The sequence below is a fragment of the Lacibacter sp. genome, from assembly GCF_035299325.1.
GTDB lineage: Bacteria > Bacteroidota > Bacteroidia > Chitinophagales > Chitinophagaceae > Lacibacter.
On sequence record NZ_DATGWT010000005.1, the window covers coordinates 1 to 19,444 of the forward strand.

At 41.6% G+C, this 19,444-nt stretch carries 18 protein-coding genes; all 18 read right to left on the reverse strand.

The features are described from left to right. Positions 1-282: 282 nt before the first annotated feature. The 18 genes from VK159_RS04365 to VK159_RS04450 all read right to left on the reverse strand — a co-directional run bounded on the left by VK159_RS04365 (position 283) and on the right by VK159_RS04450 (position 19,245). Positions 283-996, reverse strand: coding sequence for a lycopene cyclase domain-containing protein (locus VK159_RS04365; RefSeq protein WP_324228926.1), 714 nt, complete (start codon positions 994-996; stop codon positions 283-285). Positions 997-1,070: 74 nt separating this feature from the next. Next, positions 1,071-1,553, reverse strand: a complete 483-nt coding sequence (locus tag VK159_RS04370) for a beta-carotene hydroxylase (protein ID WP_324228927.1) — start codon at positions 1,551-1,553, stop codon at positions 1,071-1,073. Continuing rightward, entirely contained in the window at positions 1,550-2,239 is a 690-nt protein-coding gene (locus VK159_RS04375; protein ID WP_324228928.1) for a carotenoid biosynthesis protein, read from the reverse strand. The genes VK159_RS04370 and VK159_RS04375 overlap by 4 nt, the downstream gene beginning before the upstream one ends. Further along, the gene (gene crtD / locus VK159_RS04380; protein ID WP_324228929.1) at positions 2,239-3,732 is read right to left on the reverse strand and encodes a 1-hydroxycarotenoid 3,4-desaturase CrtD; all 1,494 of its coding nucleotides are present in this window, start codon (positions 3,730-3,732) and stop codon (positions 2,239-2,241) included. The genes VK159_RS04375 and crtD overlap by 1 nt, the downstream gene beginning before the upstream one ends. Next, positions 3,719-4,255, reverse strand: a complete 537-nt coding sequence (idi, locus tag VK159_RS04385; protein WP_324228930.1) for an isopentenyl-diphosphate Delta-isomerase — start codon at positions 4,253-4,255, stop codon at positions 3,719-3,721. Before idi ends, crtD begins: the two co-directional genes overlap by 14 nt. A 24-nt stretch (positions 4,256-4,279) precedes the next feature. Then, entirely contained in the window at positions 4,280-5,116 is an 837-nt protein-coding gene (locus tag VK159_RS04390; protein ID WP_324228931.1) for a phytoene/squalene synthase family protein, read from the reverse strand. A 4-nt stretch (positions 5,117-5,120) separates the two neighbouring features. After that, positions 5,121-6,611 (reverse strand): phytoene desaturase family protein, encoded by a 1,491-nt coding sequence (locus tag VK159_RS04395; protein ID WP_324228932.1) that lies wholly within the window; start codon positions 6,609-6,611, stop codon positions 5,121-5,123. 11 nt (positions 6,612-6,622) lie between these two features. Continuing rightward, a complete protein-coding gene (locus tag VK159_RS04400) occupies positions 6,623-7,123 on the reverse strand; it encodes an RNA polymerase sigma factor (RefSeq protein WP_324228933.1) in 501 nt (166 codons plus the stop codon). Positions 7,124-7,289: 166 nt separating this feature from the next. Further along, positions 7,290-8,174 (reverse strand): MerR family transcriptional regulator, encoded by an 885-nt coding sequence (locus VK159_RS04405; RefSeq protein ID WP_324228934.1) that lies wholly within the window; start codon positions 8,172-8,174, stop codon positions 7,290-7,292. Positions 8,175-8,256: 82 nt separating this feature from the next. Then, on the reverse strand, positions 8,257-9,456 hold the full coding sequence (locus VK159_RS04410; protein WP_324228935.1) for a glycosyltransferase: 1,200 nt from the start codon (positions 9,454-9,456) through the stop codon (positions 8,257-8,259). 5 nt (positions 9,457-9,461) lie between these two features. Further along, a complete protein-coding gene (locus VK159_RS04415) occupies positions 9,462-10,214 on the reverse strand; it encodes a tyrosine-protein phosphatase (protein WP_324228936.1) in 753 nt (250 codons plus the stop codon). Between the two features lie 125 nt (positions 10,215-10,339). Further along, a complete protein-coding gene (locus VK159_RS04420; RefSeq protein WP_324228937.1) occupies positions 10,340-11,269 on the reverse strand; it encodes a GDP-L-fucose synthase in 930 nt (309 codons plus the stop codon). Next, the gene (gene gmd, locus VK159_RS04425; protein ID WP_324228938.1) at positions 11,269-12,381 is read right to left on the reverse strand and encodes a GDP-mannose 4,6-dehydratase; all 1,113 of its coding nucleotides are present in this window, start codon (positions 12,379-12,381) and stop codon (positions 11,269-11,271) included. The genes VK159_RS04420 and gmd overlap by 1 nt, the downstream gene beginning before the upstream one ends. An 86-nt stretch (positions 12,382-12,467) precedes the next feature. Then, positions 12,468-13,250, reverse strand: coding sequence for a glycosyltransferase family 2 protein (locus tag VK159_RS04430; protein WP_324228939.1), 783 nt, complete (start codon positions 13,248-13,250; stop codon positions 12,468-12,470). Next, entirely contained in the window at positions 13,240-14,967 is a 1,728-nt protein-coding gene (locus VK159_RS04435; protein ID WP_324228940.1) for a carbamoyltransferase family protein, read from the reverse strand. The genes VK159_RS04430 and VK159_RS04435 overlap by 11 nt, the downstream gene beginning before the upstream one ends. 237 nt (positions 14,968-15,204) lie before the next feature. Next, the gene (locus VK159_RS04440) at positions 15,205-16,362 is read right to left on the reverse strand and encodes a glycosyltransferase family 4 protein (RefSeq protein ID WP_324228941.1); all 1,158 of its coding nucleotides are present in this window, start codon (positions 16,360-16,362) and stop codon (positions 15,205-15,207) included. Positions 16,363-16,711: 349 nt separating this feature from the next. Continuing rightward, on the reverse strand, positions 16,712-18,091 hold the full coding sequence (locus VK159_RS04445) for a hypothetical protein (RefSeq protein WP_324228942.1): 1,380 nt from the start codon (positions 18,089-18,091) through the stop codon (positions 16,712-16,714). Further along, positions 18,088-19,245, reverse strand: coding sequence for a glycosyltransferase family 4 protein (locus VK159_RS04450; protein ID WP_324228943.1), 1,158 nt, complete (start codon positions 19,243-19,245; stop codon positions 18,088-18,090). Before VK159_RS04450 ends, VK159_RS04445 begins: the two co-directional genes overlap by 4 nt. Positions 19,246-19,444: the final 199 nt, after the last annotated feature.

Consider the following 19,444-nt stretch of genomic DNA (forward strand, 5'->3'; position numbering starts at 1 on the left):
GGTAGAGTGAAACCATGTGCGCAATCAGAAACACAAGCATTGCCATGCAAAGTGCAATGAACAGGAAAAACCTGATCCAGCCTCCCGACAGATCAAAGTCGAGCACATAAAACAAAATGAAGAGAGAAGCTAAGATGTGTAAGAGTAAAGCTAAAACCCGAAATGAGGCGTTGTTCATGTTGACTGTGTAGAACAGTATTTTTATAGAGCAAAATTACAATGTTCTGCGAAATGCAAAAGAGTTGAAGGAGGAAATATTTTAGCAACAATACTGCAAATCAGTTATACAGCTTTATTACGCAGCCGTTCAAACAACGACACGTTCATTAAGATCAGCAGCATCCCGTAAAAGATATCTTCAAACGGAATATTGTTCATTGGCCAGGGAAGAAACGAAAAAATGCGGAAGCCAAAGTTCTCTGCATCGTTATATAACACCACCGGAATACCGGTGAGCAAACCATTCACAATCAGAAACGGTATCACTACTACTAAATATGAAATAAGAAATGCAGAAGCGTTGAATCCTCTGAACCATTTCTGGAAAAGAAACAGCATTGCAATAAACAATGCATTAAACAGAGAAGTATAAAACGTGTATGCTTTACCGTAACTGAATACTGCGGTAACAAGAAACAATACAGCCATGATGATCAATACCGATCTGCCCCATACTTTTTGCTTTACTGTTGGGAAATAACACACAATGCATTCATAAATAAAAACACAGCAATAAGGAACAACAAAAAAGAATAATACTTCTTCTATTGGCAGTGATAGTAATTTAGTGCCAGTGATATGCTCATCGCTGAAACTCCATACGCCTGATCTTGTTTTCAATTCATCCCACACTAAAAAAAACAAAGCCGGCAACAGCATTGCCGGAAAAACATATTTCCATTTTTTATAGTAAGCTACTTTCTTATCGAAGCTTAGTGCCAATGGACCTGCCAATGAAGCTGCAAGAATGAGGAAGTAAGTGTAGTGAGGATTCAAATGATTTGTTTATGATGACGTTGTCTGTTCACCTGAAATTTAGGTATGCCTGAGATATGGCATACCTACCCATCTTACTTGATATTTGGATTCAGCTGCTTTTCCTTCCTCACCTTCTCCCAGTATTTCTTATGAACGAACAGCATACCGAAACTTTCACCATCTTCTTTATCCATATGCTTATGGTGCATTTTATGCGCCCAGCGAATGGCACGCACATACGTGCTGTTCCACCTGCTGAAAATTTTAAAGCGTTGGTGAATGATGATATCGTGTACAATAAAATAAGCTGCTCCATACATGGCAATACCGGCACCAATACTCACCACCCAATACACCTGGTTCATTAAACCAAGCATAATGCATAACCAACTCGGTATTGCAAAAATGAGAAAGAAGGCATCGTTTTTTTCAAAAAAACGGCCACGTGGCTGGTGATGATCTTCGTGCAGATACCATAAAAATCCATGCATCACGAAACGGTGCGTGAGCCAGGTAATACCTTCCATGGTAAAAAACACGGCAAATGCCAGCAATATGTATAAAAACAAACTCATAATACGGTGCGTAAGATTAAAAAGAACATGAACTGGATTAATAACAAATTTACGGCGAATTGGTTTTGTTTCGGGAAAGATAAAAGCCTGAACAGGAGCATTAGTAAAGCACTGATACCGAACCAGCAAGCGTAGTTAAATACAGGAATGGAGCCATCGCCCAACCATTGCCAGTAACCCAGCTTCACAGCTATCGGCTCCATGATCCAATCGAAGAACGTAGCGAGTAAAGCACCATCAATGATGATTGCAAAGAAGCCAACATTAGTGCGGCGTGGCTCATCTTCATCTTTCAGTTTATTCCACATAAAGTTGAGGAAGTGCTGAATGGTTACTCCACAACAGTACATCATGATAAACCAGTTAACACCAATCACCAGTGGAATATTTTTCCATTGCCACCCCATGGCAGGCAGGTAACGGTATTCTCCAAACAGCAATTGATGATTTACACCGAGATATTCAACCACATAACCCACCACATAACAAACTGCAACGAATAAAAAGAAGTGAGTATTTTTTTCTTTTTGTGTGTAGATGAGTAAGCCGGCAGATAACAACAAATTCATGGGAGTGAGTGACGCAAACAATGCTGCATCATAAAACAAAATACCAGCCAACCCGATGCAGTGAAATAACACGGCAACTGCGGTAGCGATCTGTTGTTTACTGAATTGCTGCAGCATTAATGATGAACATGTTTTGTTTGATCCTGATGAATAAGCTCTGTCGCAATTTTTGCACTCTTGAAACAAAGCGGAATACCTCCACCGGGATGCACACTGCCACCGCAGAAATACAACCCCTCGATCTTTCTTGTAAAATTTGGATGACGCAAAAACGCAGCCATCTTGCTGTTACTGCTGGTGCCATACAGCGAACCCATATAAGAACCTGTGCGTTCTTCAATACGGATGGGATCAAGATATTCTTCCACTTCAATAGCAGAAGCAATATCAGTTTGCAACAAACGGCTGAGCTTATCAATCACCTGTTGGCGCAATTGCACACGCATCTGCTCCCAGTTCTGTCCAATATTCGACGGTGCATTGATGAGCAGGAACCAATTCTCTTTTCCTTTCGGTGCTAGTCCTTCTTCCATTTTAGAAGTGATATTCACATACACCGTTGGATCGTTGTACAATTGTTTCTGCTGAAACAGTGTTTGAAATTCAGCTGCATAATTTTTACTGAAGAAGATGTTGTGCAAATGAAGTTCAGGAAACTCCCTGTTCATGCCCCAGTAAAAGATCATACCACTGCAGCTGCGTTCCTGCTTTAATACCTGTTTGGTTTGCACAGGATCACCGAGCAATTGGTGATAGGTAAAATAAATATCTGCATTACTCAAGACCACATCGGCAAATATATTTTCATCATTCACCACCACACCTTTTGCTTCCCCCTCAACCTGAATAATACGTTGCACAGGCGAATTGAAATGAAAACGAACGCCTTTCTTCTCTGCAAGCTTCACCAAAGCGTTGCTGATATTGATCATTCCTCCCTCGGGATAAAATGTTCCTTCATTCAACTCAAGGTGGGGAATTAAACTCATCATGCCCGGCGTTTGATACGGATTACTACCGTTATAAGTAGCAAAGCGATCAAACAGCTGAATGGTTTCCGGTTTTGTAAAAGCTGATTGATTGAAGCCATGCAACGTACCCATTAAATGAGGCGGGCGCACGGTTTGCAAAGCTTTCAATATTGATTTTTGAAACCAGGTGCTTCGTTTATGCAGTGAATGATTTAAAAAAATACTGCCGATATTATTGTACAGCGTTTCGCTTTTGTGGAGATAGTTCAACACAGCAGTTTTGTCTTCGCCCAGCTGTGTATGCAATTCATCAGCTAAACGTTCGCTATCCGTCCATGCTTTTACTTTCTTTCCATTTTCAAAAAAATAATTACAGGAAAGATCAACTTTACGATACTGAAAATAATCTTCGATTGGCTCTCCGGCAAAAGCAAAAAGCTCTTCTATATTCTGTGGCTGGGTAAATAACGATGGTCCTGCATCAAACAAAAAACCATCTTTTTCAAAAAACGAAAGTTTACCCCCTGCATAAGCATTGCGTTCAAACACATCTACTTCATAACCCATCACTGCAAGACGAATGGCTCCGGACAAACCGGCAACACCGCTACCAATTACAACTGCTTTACGCCGCTGCATAGGTTGATCTGTTTTGTTGTAACCATTCTTCCAGTAAAGGAAAAGCGATCTTGAACCATTCGGTATAACTACCTGCGTTATGTTCAATTTCAGCTTTTATATCTGCCATGGTTTTATAACACACTTCACTTACTTCTTCAGTATTCAATTGCATTGCACCTTCATACTCGCCCACAAAAACATGATCAAATTCATGTTCAGTTAAGCCGTTATCAAACACAGCTTTATAAGTAAAGTGAAAGGCTTTGTTAATGGAAGTGGTAAATCCTAATTCTTCTTCCAGCCGGCGAAGTGCAGCCTGCTCGGTTTCTTCTCCCGGCATGGGATGACTGCAGCAGGCATTTGTCCACAACGAAGGACTATGGTATTTGCTTGCTGCTCTTTTCTGCAGCAGCATCTCTCCTCTTTTATTAAAAAGGAATACACTGAATGCACGGTGAAGCAACGCTTTTTCATGCGCTTCCATTTTTTCCATGGAGCCAATAGATTCATCAACCTCGTTCACGAGAATTACTTCCTGCATCCTTCAAAAATAAGTGATTAGAAATTACATAATGTTAAGCTGGTTGCGAACACCGGCTCTTAACAGGATCATCACCTTATGATAATCGGGGATACGCACCCGCTCATGCATGATAGTGGCGGGTTGCAGGCGTTTGATCTTGCGGAAAAGTGAGAGATAATATTTATACGCCACATACACGCCAAACCGGGCCTTGGCAGGCAATTGCATGATTCCTTCGTAAGCATCGTCAAAATCTTTCTGAATATCTTCTTCAATTTCACGCTTTTGACGTTCTGTGAAATTAGAAAAATCAAGACCTGGAAAATAAGTGCGGTCGAGTTGGCTATAATCAGCTTTTACGTCACGCAGGAAGTTCACTTTCTGAAAAGCCGCACCTAAAGAACGTGCAGATGGTTTCAGCTTTTCATAAGCTGCTTTATCGCCTTCAAGAAAAACATACAGGCACATCAGTCCTACTACTTCGGCACTGCCGTAGATATAATCATTGTAGGTTTTGTGATTGTATTGAGTTTGCTCAAGATCCATTTCCATGCTGTTAAAAAATGCATGGATCAGTTCATGATCAATATTGAATTGATTAACGGTTAACTGGAAACTGTGTAAAATTGGATTAAGGCTGATGCCACGTTCAATAGCCTCAAATGTTTGTTTACGAAAATCCTTGATGAGCGTAGCTTTATCGTGCTCATGAAATGTATCAACGATTTCATCAGCAAAACGCACCAGCCCGTAAATATTATAGATCGGCTGTCGCAGATCCTGGTGCAACAAACGGATGGCTGATGAAAACGAAGTACTGTATCGCTCCGTAGTATTGCGACTGCATAACTGAGATACTTCGTGAAAAACATGCATCATAAGCTCAACTGTGTTGCTTTTTTTTAGCGAATTGTTTATTTACCAGTTTGGCCACAACCTCTCCACTGATCAAACTTGGTGGCACTCCAGGACCCGGCACTGTCAACTGACCTGTGTAGTACAAGTTAGTTACTTTCTTACTGCGGCAGGATGGTTTTAAAATAGCCGTCTGCATCAGCGTATTTGCCAGTCCGTAAGCATTTCCTCTGAAAGCGTTGTAATCCGATACAAAATCACTCACAGAATACGATTTCTTATAAACAATTGAATCAAGAATTGGTTCACCGATTCGTTCCTCAAAACGCTGAATTATTTGCTGGAAGTACTTCTCTCTGGTTTCATCAGTATCATCAGCTAAACCTGCAGCAATTGGAATAAGAAAGAACAGGTTTTCACAACCTTCAGGAGCACCTGACGGATCGGTAACGGTTGTTGCACTCACATAGAACAAAGGATCCGTTGGCCATTTTGGATCTTCATAAATCTCTTTCCCGTGCTCTTCAAAACTGGTATCAAAAAATAAACTGTGATGCGGCACATTGGTCAGCCGTTTATTGATACCCACATAATACAGCAAACAGGAAGGTGCCATTACCCTGTTGTTCCAATATGCTTCTGAATAACCCTGGTAATGATGATTCAACAATTGCGTATCGGTGAAATGATAATCTGCTCCGCTGATCACTACATCGGCTGCAAAATAAGTTTCATTTGCTACAACTCCTGTAGCTGTTTCATCTGCGGTTTGAATAGATTCAACATTATGGTTGAATAAAAATTTTACCCCTTTCTCTTCGGCCAGCCGGTGCATAGCCTTTACGATCTCGTGCATGCCGCCCACGGGATACCATGTTCCCAGCTTTACATCAGCATAATTCATTAAACTGTAAAGAGCAGGAATTTTTTCAGGTAGTGCCCCTAAGAAAAGAACGGGAAACTCCATCAACTCACGCAGACGTGGATCAGAAAAATATTTGCGGACATGCGTTTTCATGGATGCAAAAACATCTAACTTAAAAATGCCTTTCACAAGATCCATGTCAGCAAACTCAGTGAGGGATAAGCCGGGTTTGTAAACAAGTTTATTGATGCCTACTTGATATTTGTAAGCGGCTTCTTCCATAAACTCATCGAGACGCTTACCGGCGCCCGGTTCAATTTTTTCAAAGAGATCTTTCATTGCCTCAAAATCGGCCGGAATATCAATTATCTCATTGGGGTAATAAATGCGGTAAGAAGGGTCGAGACGTTTCAACTCATAATAGTCACTGACTTTCTTACCAAACTGGTTGAAATAATGTTCAAACACATCAGGCATCCAGTACCAGCTGGGGCCCATATCAAATGTGAACCCATCAACTTTCAGCTGACGTGCTCTTCCACCGGGTTGATCATGTTTTTCTAACACAGTAACATCCCATCCTGCATGTGCAAGAAAAGTAGCCACCGACATGCCGGCAAAGCCGCTGCCAATTACGATTGCTTGTTGAGCCAAGTTGTGAAGATTTAATTTCTGCTGATCTGTTCCTTCAACAATTTACGAGCAAAATGGATACGGCTCTTAATTGTTCCTAATGGCTCATTCAGTACATGTGCTATTTCGTGGTATTTGAACCCTTCGAAATAAAGCATAAAGGGGTTCTTGAAAATATCAGGCAATTGATGAATAGCCGACTGTATCTCTTTCATCTTTAAAGATGTTTCGGCATCATTGGCAACTGTTGCCTGCTGATAATCGATAAAAAAGTCATTTGGTGTAGAGTCAAAAATGGTGTTTTGCTTCACCTTACGACGATAGTTATTGATGAAGATATTACGCATAATGGTGTACAACCATGCCTTGATGTTTGTACCAACATTATATTTTTCCCGGTTCGATAAAGCCCGGTACATGGTTTCCTGCAACAAATCCTTGGCTGTTTCATTATCCCTTGTAAGCGTAAAAGCAAAGGGTTTCAGAAAATCAGTATTGTTAAGAAGCATTTGATTGAATTCTACCGTTGACATAATCTTCTGTTTAATTATTTATACCGTAAAGTTAAACAAACAATCATGAGTTTAGCAAGTTTTTGTTTAATATTTTTTAAAAAATATTAAACAGTTTGGGCTCAGGCAGTTATAAAAAATCCCCCCGCTGGGCGGAGGGATATACGTATAAATTATGCGGAATAGATTAAGGTAAACCGGCGAGAAACTCATTTACTTCTGAAAATGTCTTCAGAAAGCGGAAATTGGAAGGCACTGATTTTTTCTCATACGTTTGGGCCATTAAGCCTGAAATGATGATCTGTTGTTGAGGCAAACGGAGTTTCAGGTTGTTGATAAACTTATCAAAATTAAACTCCTTGATCACTGTTGTAAGATGGGTATATACATAGTCCGGCTTCTTGAGTTCAACCACATATTCCAGGTCCTTCAGCGGAACATTGGCGCCAAGATAAATCACTTTCACACCACGGCTCTTCAGCATGTATTGCAGAAACAGCAATCCCAATTCATGATGCTCGTTCTCCGGAAGGAAAAGAAGCATTTTGGTTTTGAGTGAAAACGGCGTAACAGTGTTGTCAATACCAACAATAAGCTTTTGCCTGATGATATTGGTAATGAGATGCTCCTGCGCCGGGTTAATATGATCTGTTAACCATAATATACCAATTCGTTCCAGGAAAGGAAAGATGATATAAGTGATGGTTTTTTCAACGCCCCTCAACTGGATATACTGGTCGAGCACTTTTTCAAATCCATCCAGCTCCACATCAATCATGTGTTGAATGAGCTCGTTTACAATTCGCTCCTGCTGCGCCTGGGCATTGGTTAATGTAAGTGTTTTTTCACGCAACTCATCGTTGCTCATACGGTTGATGTGTGAGATCTTAAACCCGTATTTGTTGAGCAATGAAATATTGAGCAACATTTTCAGTTCATGGTTGCTGTAGTAACGGATATTCGTGGCAGTACGCTGCGGCTTCAGGAACGAATAGCGTTGTTCCCAAATACGAATTGTGTGGGCTTTAATGCCACTCAGATTTTCAAGGTCTTTAATTGTAAACTTGTTCATGTTATCTGTCTCCCTGCAAACTACAAATCCAAATCAAAAAAGTTCAGGATACACCAATTTTGTTAGGCGAAATACCCAAAAATCAGGCAGAACCGAGCAGGGAATGATAGAGAGAAGAAAGTGCTTCCAACTCAGCCGACTTGGAAAAACGGGCAGCATCTGTCGCCGCCGCTGCTGAAAACTGTTCACGAAGCCGGGCGTTCTCAATAAGGGAAGATAAGCCGGCAACTAACTCAGTTTGGCCGGAAGCCAGTAAACCGGTTTCACCATTTGTGATCAGTTCAGCAATGCCGCCCACCTTTGTTGACAGCACGGGCCTGCCTGCCGCCATTGCTTCCATGATCGATACAGGTGTTCCTTCATTTAAAGAAGTAAGCATGATGATATCTAAACCGGCAAACACCGCATCCATATCCTTTCGCCATGATGTGAAGATGAAGTTTGCGCTGCTGTCATCACCTGAACCGGCATTTACAAAGTTCAATTGTTTTGAACGGATAAGTTGCTGTAATGATGTGCGGCCTGTTCCATCACCCACTATAAAAAACCGGAGTTTATGATTGCTTCCTTTCGTCTTTAATACCTCTGCTGCAGTTTCAATAAACAGGCGATGATTCTTTACGGGAACTAAACGGCCCACTATGCCGATAGCAATAGTATCGTTCGATAAATTGAATTCCTTTCGGAATTGACTTCGCTTACGTCCACCCTCATCCTGGAAATGGGTTGTATCAATCCCCAGCCTGATGAGTTTTATTTTATTGGCTGATGCAATGTGATAGCTGTTCGTCAATTCATTCTTCAGTGTTTCACTGATAGCAACAATGGCTGAAGAAAATCCTGCAAGCCATCGTTCAATACGAACAATACTGTTAGATATAAAGCCTGAAAAATAAGAATGAAACACATGCCCGTGAAACGTATGAACGATAACGGGCACGCTTGAACGATGCGCAGCCAGTCTGCCCAGTACACCGGGCTTTGCACCATGTGTATGCACGATCTGTGGCTGAAATTGTTTGATCACCTGTTTTATTTCTTTGTAAGCACGCAAATCTGTACCGGGCAGTACAGAACGTTTTAATGAGTTGATCTTCTGAAACTGAAACCCCTTGTATTGATCAAGTAAATAATCAGCCGGTTGTTCATCAGCATCAGGTGCGCCTGCAAGCAGCAGGATTTCAAACGCATTACTTAGTGCAGCTGCTCCGCTGATTACATTAAATGCCGGACCACCAACAGCTAAACGGTTAAGGATAATTAATAAGCGTGGCTTGTTCAAACAGGTTAAAGGGTAGCGTTGAGAAGATGATTTGTGTTTAAAGCTCTTTGCACATCAGCCATTAATTGGGGATGCTGCAACGCTTCAAGATGACGTTCGTGATGAAGATCGGTGCCGATAAGATCAACCAGTTTCTGATCAACCAGGTAATGTGCTGCTTCCTGCACACTCTTACCATAATAGCCACTTAACGAAAGAAGATTTACCTGCAACAGGCAACCTTGATCTTTAAACCGGTGATACACCTCTTTTCTTGAATGATAATAATTATAACGTTCAGGATGTGCCAGCACAGGTTGATAACCTTTTACAATTAAGTCGAACAACACATTCTTCAGATCAGAAGGCGCCTGCATGAACGATATCTCCACCAACACAAAATTCTTGTGGATGGTCAATAATTGTTCATCATTATTCAACCGGTCAGCAAACTGGTCATCAATGAAATATTCTGCGGCTGCATGTATCTCCACATCAACCCGTTCTTCTTCCAGTTTTGTTTTTAATACCTGCAGCGCTGCTGTAATTGTTTCCCTGTTGTTTGGATACAGGTCGGGATAAATATGTGGTGTTGTGATGAACTTACGATACCCCAGCTCCATCATTTTTTTAATATAGCCCACAGAAGTTGCAGCATCAGGAGAACCATCATCAATACCCGGCAAGAGATGCGAATGCATATCAATACCTAACCCGCTGTAATCGATCACCAGGTTAGAAGGCTGTTCTTCTTTCTTCTTTTTAAATAATCCAAACATTGTTTTATACTTACTTCTTGCACCTTGTTCCTTGCACCTTGTTCCTTGTGCCTTCTTCCCTGTTCCTTGCACCTTGTGCCTTGTGCCTTGTGCCTTATGCCTTGTGCCTTGCACCTTTTCCTTCCCTAAAACGGCAACGACTTCACCTCTTCATAGACATTCTGAATGCCTTCCCGCAAACCGATCTTTGCTTTCCAGCCACGGTTCTGCAGTTTGGAAACATCCAGTAGCTTGCGTGGTGTACCATCCGGCTTCGACATATTGAACTGCAATTCACCTTCGTAACCAACTATATCTTTAATCAGTTCCGCCAGTTCTTTAATCGACACATCTTCACCCACCCCAATATTCAACCACTCTGTTCCATCATATTCCTGCATTAAAAAGAAACAGGCATCAGCAAGATCATCTACATGCAGAAACTCACGGCGTGGCGTACCCGAACCCCATATTTCAACAGCAGGCTGCTGTGTACGTTTCGCTACAATCATTTTGCGGAGTAAGGCAGGCAACACATGCGAATTCTGCAGATCATAATTATCATTCGGACCATATAGATTCGTAGGCATGGCCGAAATAAAATTACTTCCAAACTGGCTGCGGTATGCCTCACACAATTTCAATCCGGCAATTTTTGCAATGGCATAAGGCTCGTTCGTTTGCTCTAATGTGCCGGTGAGCAGGTATTCTTCTTTAATAGGTTGCTCCGCAAATTTTGGATAAATACAGGATGAACCAAGGAACAACAATTTTGATACGCTGTGTTTGTAAGATGAATGGATCACATTATTCTGGATCATCAGGTTGTCATACAAAAACTCAGCACGGTAAGTATTGTTGGCAACAATACCGCCAACTTTTGCGGCTGCAAGAAATACATAGTCGGGTTTGTATTCTTTAAAGAACACATCAACCGACTCCTGGTTACGCAGATCAAGTTCAGCAGAAGTGCGTACTACTAAATTATCAAAACCTTCCTGTTGCAATTTTCGCACAATAGCCGAACCAACCATGCCACGATGACCGGCTACATATATTTTATCTTTCTTCTCCATTATTCAAATTGATTTTTGATCTTATAACCACTTTCGTGCAATAATTTTTCACGCTTGAAAATGTCAAGATCGGCCGCTATCATTTCCTGAACCAAACTGTTAAGATCGTATTTAGGTTTCCATCCCAATTTTGTATTTGCTTTTGTTGGATCACCGATCAACAACTCCACTTCTGTTGGACGGAAATAACGTGGATCAACAGCTACTACTTCTGTACCAACGCTCAACTGATAGTCAGCATTCGAACAACTTTTCACAGTTCCTTTTTCATCAACACCATCACCGTTGAATTCAATTTCAATACCTACTTCAGCAAATGCCAGACGCACAAACTCACGAACAGGAGTGGTAACACCGGTTGCAATAACAAAATCTTCAGGAGCATCCTGCTGCAGCATCAGCCACATAGCTTCCACATAATCTTTTGCATGTCCCCAGTCACGCTGCGCATTCAGATTACCCAACCACAACTTATCCTGCATCCCCAAAGCAATTTTTGCAACTGCACGGGTGATTTTTCTTGTCACAAATGTTTCACCACGCAATGGTGATTCATGATTGAACAAAATACCATTACAGGCATACATGTTATACGCTTCACGATAGTTCACCGTGATCCAGAAGCCATACATTTTTGCGACAGCATAAGGAGAACGTGGATAAAAAGGAGTACGTTCACTTTGAGGAACTTCCTGCACCAATCCATATAATTCAGAAGTAGATGCCTGGTAAATTCTTGTCTTCTCCGTTAAACCAAGTAAACGAACTGCTTCTAAAATACGAAGTGTACCAACTGCATCGGTATTCGCTGTGTATTCAGGAATATCAAAACTCACTTTTACATGACTCATGGCACCGAGGTTGTAAATCTCATCCGGTTGCACTTCCTGTATAATACGGATGAGATTAGTGCTGTCGGTAAGATCACCGTAATGCAACACAAAATGGCGGTTATCGATATGCGGATCTTCATACAGGTGATCGATACGATCAGTATTGAACAAAGATGTTCTGCGTTTGATACCATGCACCTCATATCCCTTCTTCAGTAAAAGATCAGAAAGGTATGCACCATCCTGACCTGTAACACCTGTAATTAATGCTTTTTTCATGATTGCTTTTCGTAATTTATGTTAGTCGTAATCTTTTACTTATTTCAATTTTGCTAATTGCCGATTGCATATTGCCAATTCTTCTTTCACCTCTTAGCCTTCCCCTTCCTCAAAAACTCACTCACCTTGATAAAATACCTTGAGTACAATCGTATATAACTCGATGGTAATTTATGTTCCGAAAGTATCTGCTTCAATTCTTTGTTGATCTTGATGGTACTGCTGATACCGTTTGTACTCTTACCTCCCATATTCATCCGCACCAGCATTTCAGGAATATAAACTGTAAACAACTGGTGCTTTCTTAAGAAACGTAAGAGCAGATCAAAATCGGCTGCAATTTCCAAATCAGTACGGTAGTAACCAAATTGTTCAAAGAAACGGCGGTAGCAGAAGAACGTTGGATGCGCCGGCATAAAACCGAATTTGAACAAATTGGTTTTGAAAATAGCCGAAGAATAATAACGGACGATCTTATGTTCCTGTCCCGGTTGCACAAATCCTACATCACCATAGATCGCATCGATCACAGAGTTACTCTGAAATTTTTCAACGATCTGCTGAATAATCGTTTCATTGGTAAACTCATCATCGGCGTGAAGGATACCAACAATATCGCCGGTTGCAGCTTTGATCCCTTTATTCAGCGCATCATACATGCCTTGATCCTTCTCACAAATAACGGTCGCAATCCGGCCTCTGTATTGATCAACCACAGCCATTGTTCCGTCATTCGAATTTCCATCCACAATCACATACTCAATATGATTGTATGATTGATTCAGCACCGAACGGATGGCCCGTTCAATTGTGGAAGCCCGGTTATAAACAACAGTAATGATGGAGACTTTCATTTGCTTATCGCTCAACAATAATATTTTCCATGACCAGCATATCCATTTGGGTGCGGAGAAAACAATCCAGTGCTTCAGCAGGTGAATTAACGATCGGTTCGTTTTCATTAAAGGATGTGTTCAATAAAATCGGCACGCCGGTTTTTGAACGGAACGCATCGATCAAGGCATAATATCTTGGTGATACCGTTTGATCAACCGATTGTAAACGTCCTGTACCATCCACATGTGTTACTGCAGGAATCGTTGATTTCTTTTCTTCCTTTATCGGAAACACTTTTTCCATAAAAGGCACCACATCTGTTACCGTGAAATATTCTTCTACGTATTCTTTTAAGATTGAAGGTGCGAATGGTCTGAAACTTTCTCTTCGTTTGATCTTTGCATTCAACAGATCCTTTGCATCATTTCTGCGTGGATCAGCAAGAATAGAACGACCGCCCAAAGCTCTCGGACCAAATTCACTTCTTCCGCTAAACCATCCAACCACGCCTGCATTGACCAAACGATCAGCTACATAATTATACAATTCTGCATCTGGCAATTTCTTGTAAGCAATATTGCGTGATTGCAGGTAAGCTTCAATTTCGTCATTATTAAAATGACTGCCTGTATAAGCACTCCAGATAGCCGGTTGACGTGGCTGTTGTAATGTTTGGTTATAAACAAACAAAGCGGCTCCCATTGAAATACCTGCATCATGCCCGGCACTCGGGATATAGACATTGCTGAATGGAGTGTTGCGTGTGATCTTTCCATTGGCAACAGAATTCTGTGCAACACCTCCCGCAATACAAACATTCTTTAACCCTGTTCTTTTTTGTAAAGCAGTAAGAACATGAAAGATCAGTTCCTCTGTAAAACGTTGAACCGATGCAGCCATATCTTTATGAAACTGTGTTAACTCCTCACCTTTCTGTCTGGCTTTACCAAGTTTTGTTTCAAAATGATCGGTAAACAAAGTGGCCACTACCGGTATATGATCTTCACCATAAGTGATAATTCCTTTTGTTGGATTACGGAAGTACGGAAGATTCAGTTTAAATAATCCGTCGGGAGTAAATTGGATAAGATCTCTCAGTTGATCTACATATTTTGCTTCACCGTATGGCGCAAGACCCATCACTTTATACTCATCACCATAATGAGGAAAACCCAGCCACTGAGTCATAGCTGTATAAAAAATACCAACCGAATGAGGAAAATCAACCGAATCCAGTACCTCAATTTTATTACCACGACCAATACCGATCATGGTGGTGGTAAAATCGCCTGAACCATCAATAGATAACAACGCAGCTTCTTCAAACGGAGATGCAAAAAAAGCAGAAGCTAAATGACTGCGGTGATGTTCAACGTTATGAATTTTCTTCTTCAACTCCTCCTTATCAATCGCTTCGATCTTCACAAACTCATCTTCAAGTGTAGATACTTTTTTCGCATTGCTCAAACGGTTACGCACTGCGGCCACACTGCTGCCCGGGTTTTGTAACAGGAACAATAATTTTTTGCCGAGCTTCGCCCATGGATCACGACCGATAGCAATATGATCCACATCTTTTAAACGTACACCCGCTTCCTTTAAACAAAATTCAATTGACATGGATGGAAAACCGGCCCAGTGTTTTACACGACGGAAACGCTCTTCTTCAATTGCTGCGATCATCTTACCATCAACAAAAATCGCCGCACTGCTGTCTGCATGATAGGCGTTAATTCCCAGGATAATCATTCTTAATAGAGATAAATTAATGGCCGCAAAGATAACCGTTCAGGTTATCCTGTGGCTAAGTAAATAATGTTTGATATTGTTGCTGCCTCATAGAAAAAGTCAATCTTCCTCGCCGAACAAAAAGCTTCTTAGGATGCATCCCCTCCCGGGAGGGGTAGGGGTGGGTTCTCTTAGGAGGTAACCGATCGAAACGAAGGTTAGGAACTTAGTTCGAGGGGTGGGTTCTTCTTGAAAGAGTTAAGGTTGGTCTGCAAACAAAACCCTGTATTGTTTTTTGATCACTTCCACATCAACAAAATTTCGTGCAAACGAAGCCGCCCCATCAGCATAAAAGGCAAACGTTTCGTTGTTCATCGCTGCAAATTGTTCAATGGCAACAAGCAACTGTTCTTCGAGCTTGCTCACCGCAACAGTAGTTCCTGCTTTCACAGCCTGCAGATCTTTAAAAGGAGTTGTATTGGTAGTGATCACCGGTTTACCAGCACTCAACGCCTCCAGCAAAGCATGACCGAAATTTTCACTCTTGCTGGGCATAATAAACAGTTGAAACTGCTCCATCGCTTTTGTAAGATCAGCAGGCGATAACTCGCCATGATAAACAACCTTGATATTGTTTGGCAGTTGATGAATCAGCTGCTCACACGCTTTCCAGTAAGCTGCATCTTTCACCGGTCCGTAAATATGCCATTGAACAGAAGCGCTGCTGTTTTGCAGAGCCTGCAAAACAGCCAAATGATTTTTCATGGCACTGATAAGTGCTATTGTTCCCATGATGAGTTCCTGCTCTTTCTTTTCAGGCATGGAAACAACCGGCAACAGGTTGGGGAAATTACCTGCAACAAGCACATTCATTCCCGAACCAAATTGCTGTTTGATATACTGCAATTCCTGTTCATCTGTTGCATGCCAATGAACAGCTTTGTGCCAGCCCGCCAGTTTAAAGAAGGTCAAAAAGATTTTCTTCTTAAATGATTTCTGTGACAACGCTCCGGGATGAAGCATTCCTCTTGCTGAAAGGATCAACTTGCAATTTGTATGATGCTTGCAATAAGCAACAGCATATTGCAAAGGACGAATAGTAAAGTGTAGAGAAAACAATCCATTGATAAAGATCGCATCAGGTTCTACCGAAGCGATCAGATCTTTTAATTGATAATGATGCCCGCTTGCATAGTCACGGTAATAAACCTTTGCCTTTCCTTCCCAATCGTTCCATTTATTTATAGAAATCCCGGGCAATGTTAACTGCTCATTCATTTCATGAGGCTTACAGACAACATACAGATCATAGTCATTATACAATTGCCGCACAAGGTTCACCAACGACTGCACCGGCCCACCTGCTTTCCATGCCGGGTAAAAATGATCGTAAAAAATAAGGATACGTTTCTTCAAAAACAACTGGAGTTAATCGTTCAATCTTGATCTCTTCTACTTGTATCTTGGCTTTTGGTTCTTGGCATTTGGATTTTGGCTTTTGGCTATCCTCCTTGTCCCTTGCACCTTGTCCCTTGTGCCTTGTCCCTTACACCTTGTCTCTTGTGCCTTGTCTCTTGTGCCTTACTTTTCCCCTTGTCCCTTGCTTTTAACTTTTGGATTTTGGTTCTCGGCTTTTGGCTTTCCTCCTTGTGCCTTGTCCCTTGTGCCTTGTGCCTTGCTCCTTGTGCCTTGCTCCTTGTGCCTTGTGTTTTGGTCTTTGGATTTTGGATTTTGAGTTCTCCTTTTCCATCATCTTCATCTGCGGTTAGAGTTTCAACCGCAAAAACCGGTCTGCCGCCCAAAAAACAGCAGCCACAAAAATCATATTCTTAATTAAGGAATTCAGGCACATCAATATATCAGTTTCCATTTGTATGGAGTTCAGAAATAATATCGGGAACCACAAAATAATCGTGGGCCGCTTCCGCACATAACTCATCAGCAAAACGATCAGGAGTGAGAAAAATAATCCATAGAACAGCATAAAAAAGATGCCCCCCTCCACACCATAATTCCCATAGGCTTCGCCCATAGGACTGATATTCATACTATACCCTTCGATCAGAAAACCGGTGAACCGCAGCATATTTTCTTGCCCGCCACTCATCGGTTTATCCGGCCACAGCAACCTCGGTACAAACGTAGCAGCAAGTGATTTAAAGATCGTTTCACCTTCAGCATAAGGGGCACGGCTGGGTACATGATCCAGCACTTTTGCCACGATCATCCCTTGATTAAAACGGTTAACGGTTGGGAACATCAGGTCAAGATCAAAAAAACGACCCGGCTCAGCGATCCTGTCGGCAATCAATGATACAAAAGCCCCCGCGTTACTCTGCTCCTGGTTTCCTTGCCCACGCCAGGCTATGGCCCGGTAATCAGCTTTTACACTTTGAAGGATTAACACAGCAAAGAAGGCAAGAAAGGCAAGCCCGTATTTCTGAAGATTGCTGATTTTTTTACCCAGCAGCATCAACAGCCCTGCCAGTAACAACACATACACAAGTTCGCCAAACATCCCCTTACGGAGGGATTGTACAGAAATAACCACGGCACCAGCTACCAGGTACCAGAACCGTTGCTTGTGATCAGAAAAGTAGGTGTACAAAACTCCCACGTATAACAGCATACTGATAAGGTAAGCAATGTATTGCATGGAGCCACCTATAAAATCCCGCATCACATTGGCCACAACGCCAATAACAATGAGTAGTACACCCATATTCCCTTTACCTACGAGATATGCCTTTACAGAATGAACTGCCTGAAGAAATTTTTGCTGGTAAGAAACCTGCAACAGCGGGGGCAATTTCATACCAATGATCATCATCACAATGGCAGGGAACATAAACCCATAGTAACGTTCGGGTGTTACCCCCATATCATATTTCAACGCTATCACCAGCGAGTCATCATTATAAACATGATAAACAACAATGGGCATCAGCAAACATTGAAACAGCGCAAGCAGGATAGGTATATCAAGGATATTATAATTCTTACCGATGGAATCAATAAAATCGAGAAGAAAATAAACAAAAAGACCAATCGCCAGGATCTCATCCGTACGCATCTTATCAACCGTAGTAAAGAAAGCGGCTGTGATAAAAGCGATTAAAGCAAAAATGGCTTTGTTATAATTCATAGTATCTGTTCAATAGCCGCAGCTACCTGTTCGTGTGAAAATTGCCGGATCAGCTGAAAACCTTTGTTTCCCATCTGAGAGGCCTCCATTCTGTTAGTTGCAAAATAAAGCAACGCTTTTTGCAAATCCGCTCTGTTCTCCGCTTCAAAAATAAGTCCGTTACCATTCACAAGATCCTTGGCGCACCCGCATTTGTTACTTACGATCACAGCTCGCTCACAGGCCATGGCCTCATTTACACTCAGCCCCCATGTTTCACCCGGTCCTTTCGAAGGAAGCACAAACACAGTTCCCAAACGGTAAACAACCGGCATTTGTTGCTGATTCTGAAAATCAAGAAAAAGGATGCGTTCATCTGCAGCTGCCTTTTGTTTCAGCTCCTGTTCCAGCACACCGTTACCAACAATGATCAGGCGGATACCGGGTGATGAAAGAGAAGTAAAGGCTTCGGTCAATAACCCCGGATCTTTCTTTGGCTCTAATTTACCAGCAAACAGGAACACCAACTCATCTGCTGAAATGCCAAGCTCTTTCCGCCACGCTGTTGCCTTTCTTTCATAAGTTTCATCAACATCAGTAAAACGGGTATTATCTACTGCATGTGGCGCATAAACAAGCTGGGCTTCGGTAAGTCCATGTGCTTTATAATAATCTTTGTTGGCAGCACCTGCATACAACGCAACATCAACATGACGGTAAACCCATTTCAAAAAAAGCCTTCGTAAAATTTTTCGCACAGAAATTCCTTTTTGTTCATCTAACAAGGTTGAATCTCCACGAAACAGTATTTTTTTTTGACCACTGTAATGTTTCAGCACTTGTAAATGACTCTGAAAACTCCACCCGAATACAAGTAAAGCATCGGGAGCATACGCATCAATACGTTGAATAAGATCGCTGTTTTTGATCCCTTTATAATGACCTGCGCCGGGTTCTTTCGAAATATTTTCAACAAACTCTTTTTTATAGCCGTCCAGCAAAGGAATATCCCATTTGAATTCTTTTTTAAAATCCGGATCATACACAAAACCCTGTTCTGTTTGTCCCCACGTATAAAATACCTTCAGATCAATCCTTCCCCGCTCCGTTAACAACCGGAACAAAGGCGCATTATACTGAATCGGATGAGACGTAACAATCGCTAATTTCTTCATACTACTTACCGCTAACTTCTTACTTACTTCCTTCCTCTTGGATTTTGTTTTTTGGATTTTGTCTTTTCTTCCTTGTGCCTTGCCCCTTGTGCCTTGTGCCTTATCTTTTGGATTTTGGATCTTGTCTTTTGGCTTTTGTCTTTTGCCTTTTCTTCCTTGTGCCTTGTTCCTTGTGCCTTGTTCCTTGTGCCTTGTGCCT

Coding starts and splice junctions, on each gene's coding strand:
- idi (WP_324228930.1), bottom strand. CDS start 4,255: ATGCAGGAAGTAATTCTCGTGAACGAGGTTGATGAATCTATTGGCTCC.
- VK159_RS04390 (WP_324228931.1), bottom strand. CDS start 5,116: ATGATGCATGTTTTTCACGAAGTATCTCAGTTATGCAGTCGCAATACT.
- VK159_RS04375 (WP_324228928.1), bottom strand. CDS start 2,239: ATGCTGCAGCAATTCAGTAAACAACAGATCGCTACCGCAGTTGCCGTG.
- VK159_RS04450 (WP_324228943.1), bottom strand. CDS start 19,245: ATGAAGAAATTAGCGATTGTTACGTCTCATCCGATTCAGTATAATGCG.
- VK159_RS04415 (WP_324228936.1), bottom strand. CDS start 10,214: ATGTTTGGATTATTTAAAAAGAAGAAAGAAGAACAGCCTTCTAACCTG.
- VK159_RS04405 (WP_324228934.1), bottom strand. CDS start 8,174: ATGAACAAGTTTACAATTAAAGACCTTGAAAATCTGAGTGGCATTAAA.
- VK159_RS04445 (WP_324228942.1), bottom strand. CDS start 18,091: ATGAATTATAACAAAGCCATTTTTGCTTTAATCGCTTTTATCACAGCC.
- VK159_RS04435 (WP_324228940.1), bottom strand. CDS start 14,967: ATGATTATCCTGGGAATTAACGCCTATCATGCAGACAGCAGTGCGGCG.
- VK159_RS04370 (WP_324228927.1), bottom strand. CDS start 1,553: ATGAGTTTGTTTTTATACATATTGCTGGCATTTGCCGTGTTTTTTACC.
- crtD (WP_324228929.1), bottom strand. CDS start 3,732: ATGCAGCGGCGTAAAGCAGTTGTAATTGGTAGCGGTGTTGCCGGTTTG.
- VK159_RS04420 (WP_324228937.1), bottom strand. CDS start 11,269: ATGGAGAAGAAAGATAAAATATATGTAGCCGGTCATCGTGGCATGGTT.
- gmd (WP_324228938.1), bottom strand. CDS start 12,381: ATGAAAAAAGCATTAATTACAGGTGTTACAGGTCAGGATGGTGCATAC.
- VK159_RS04400 (WP_324228933.1), bottom strand. CDS start 7,123: ATGTCAACGGTAGAATTCAATCAAATGCTTCTTAACAATACTGATTTT.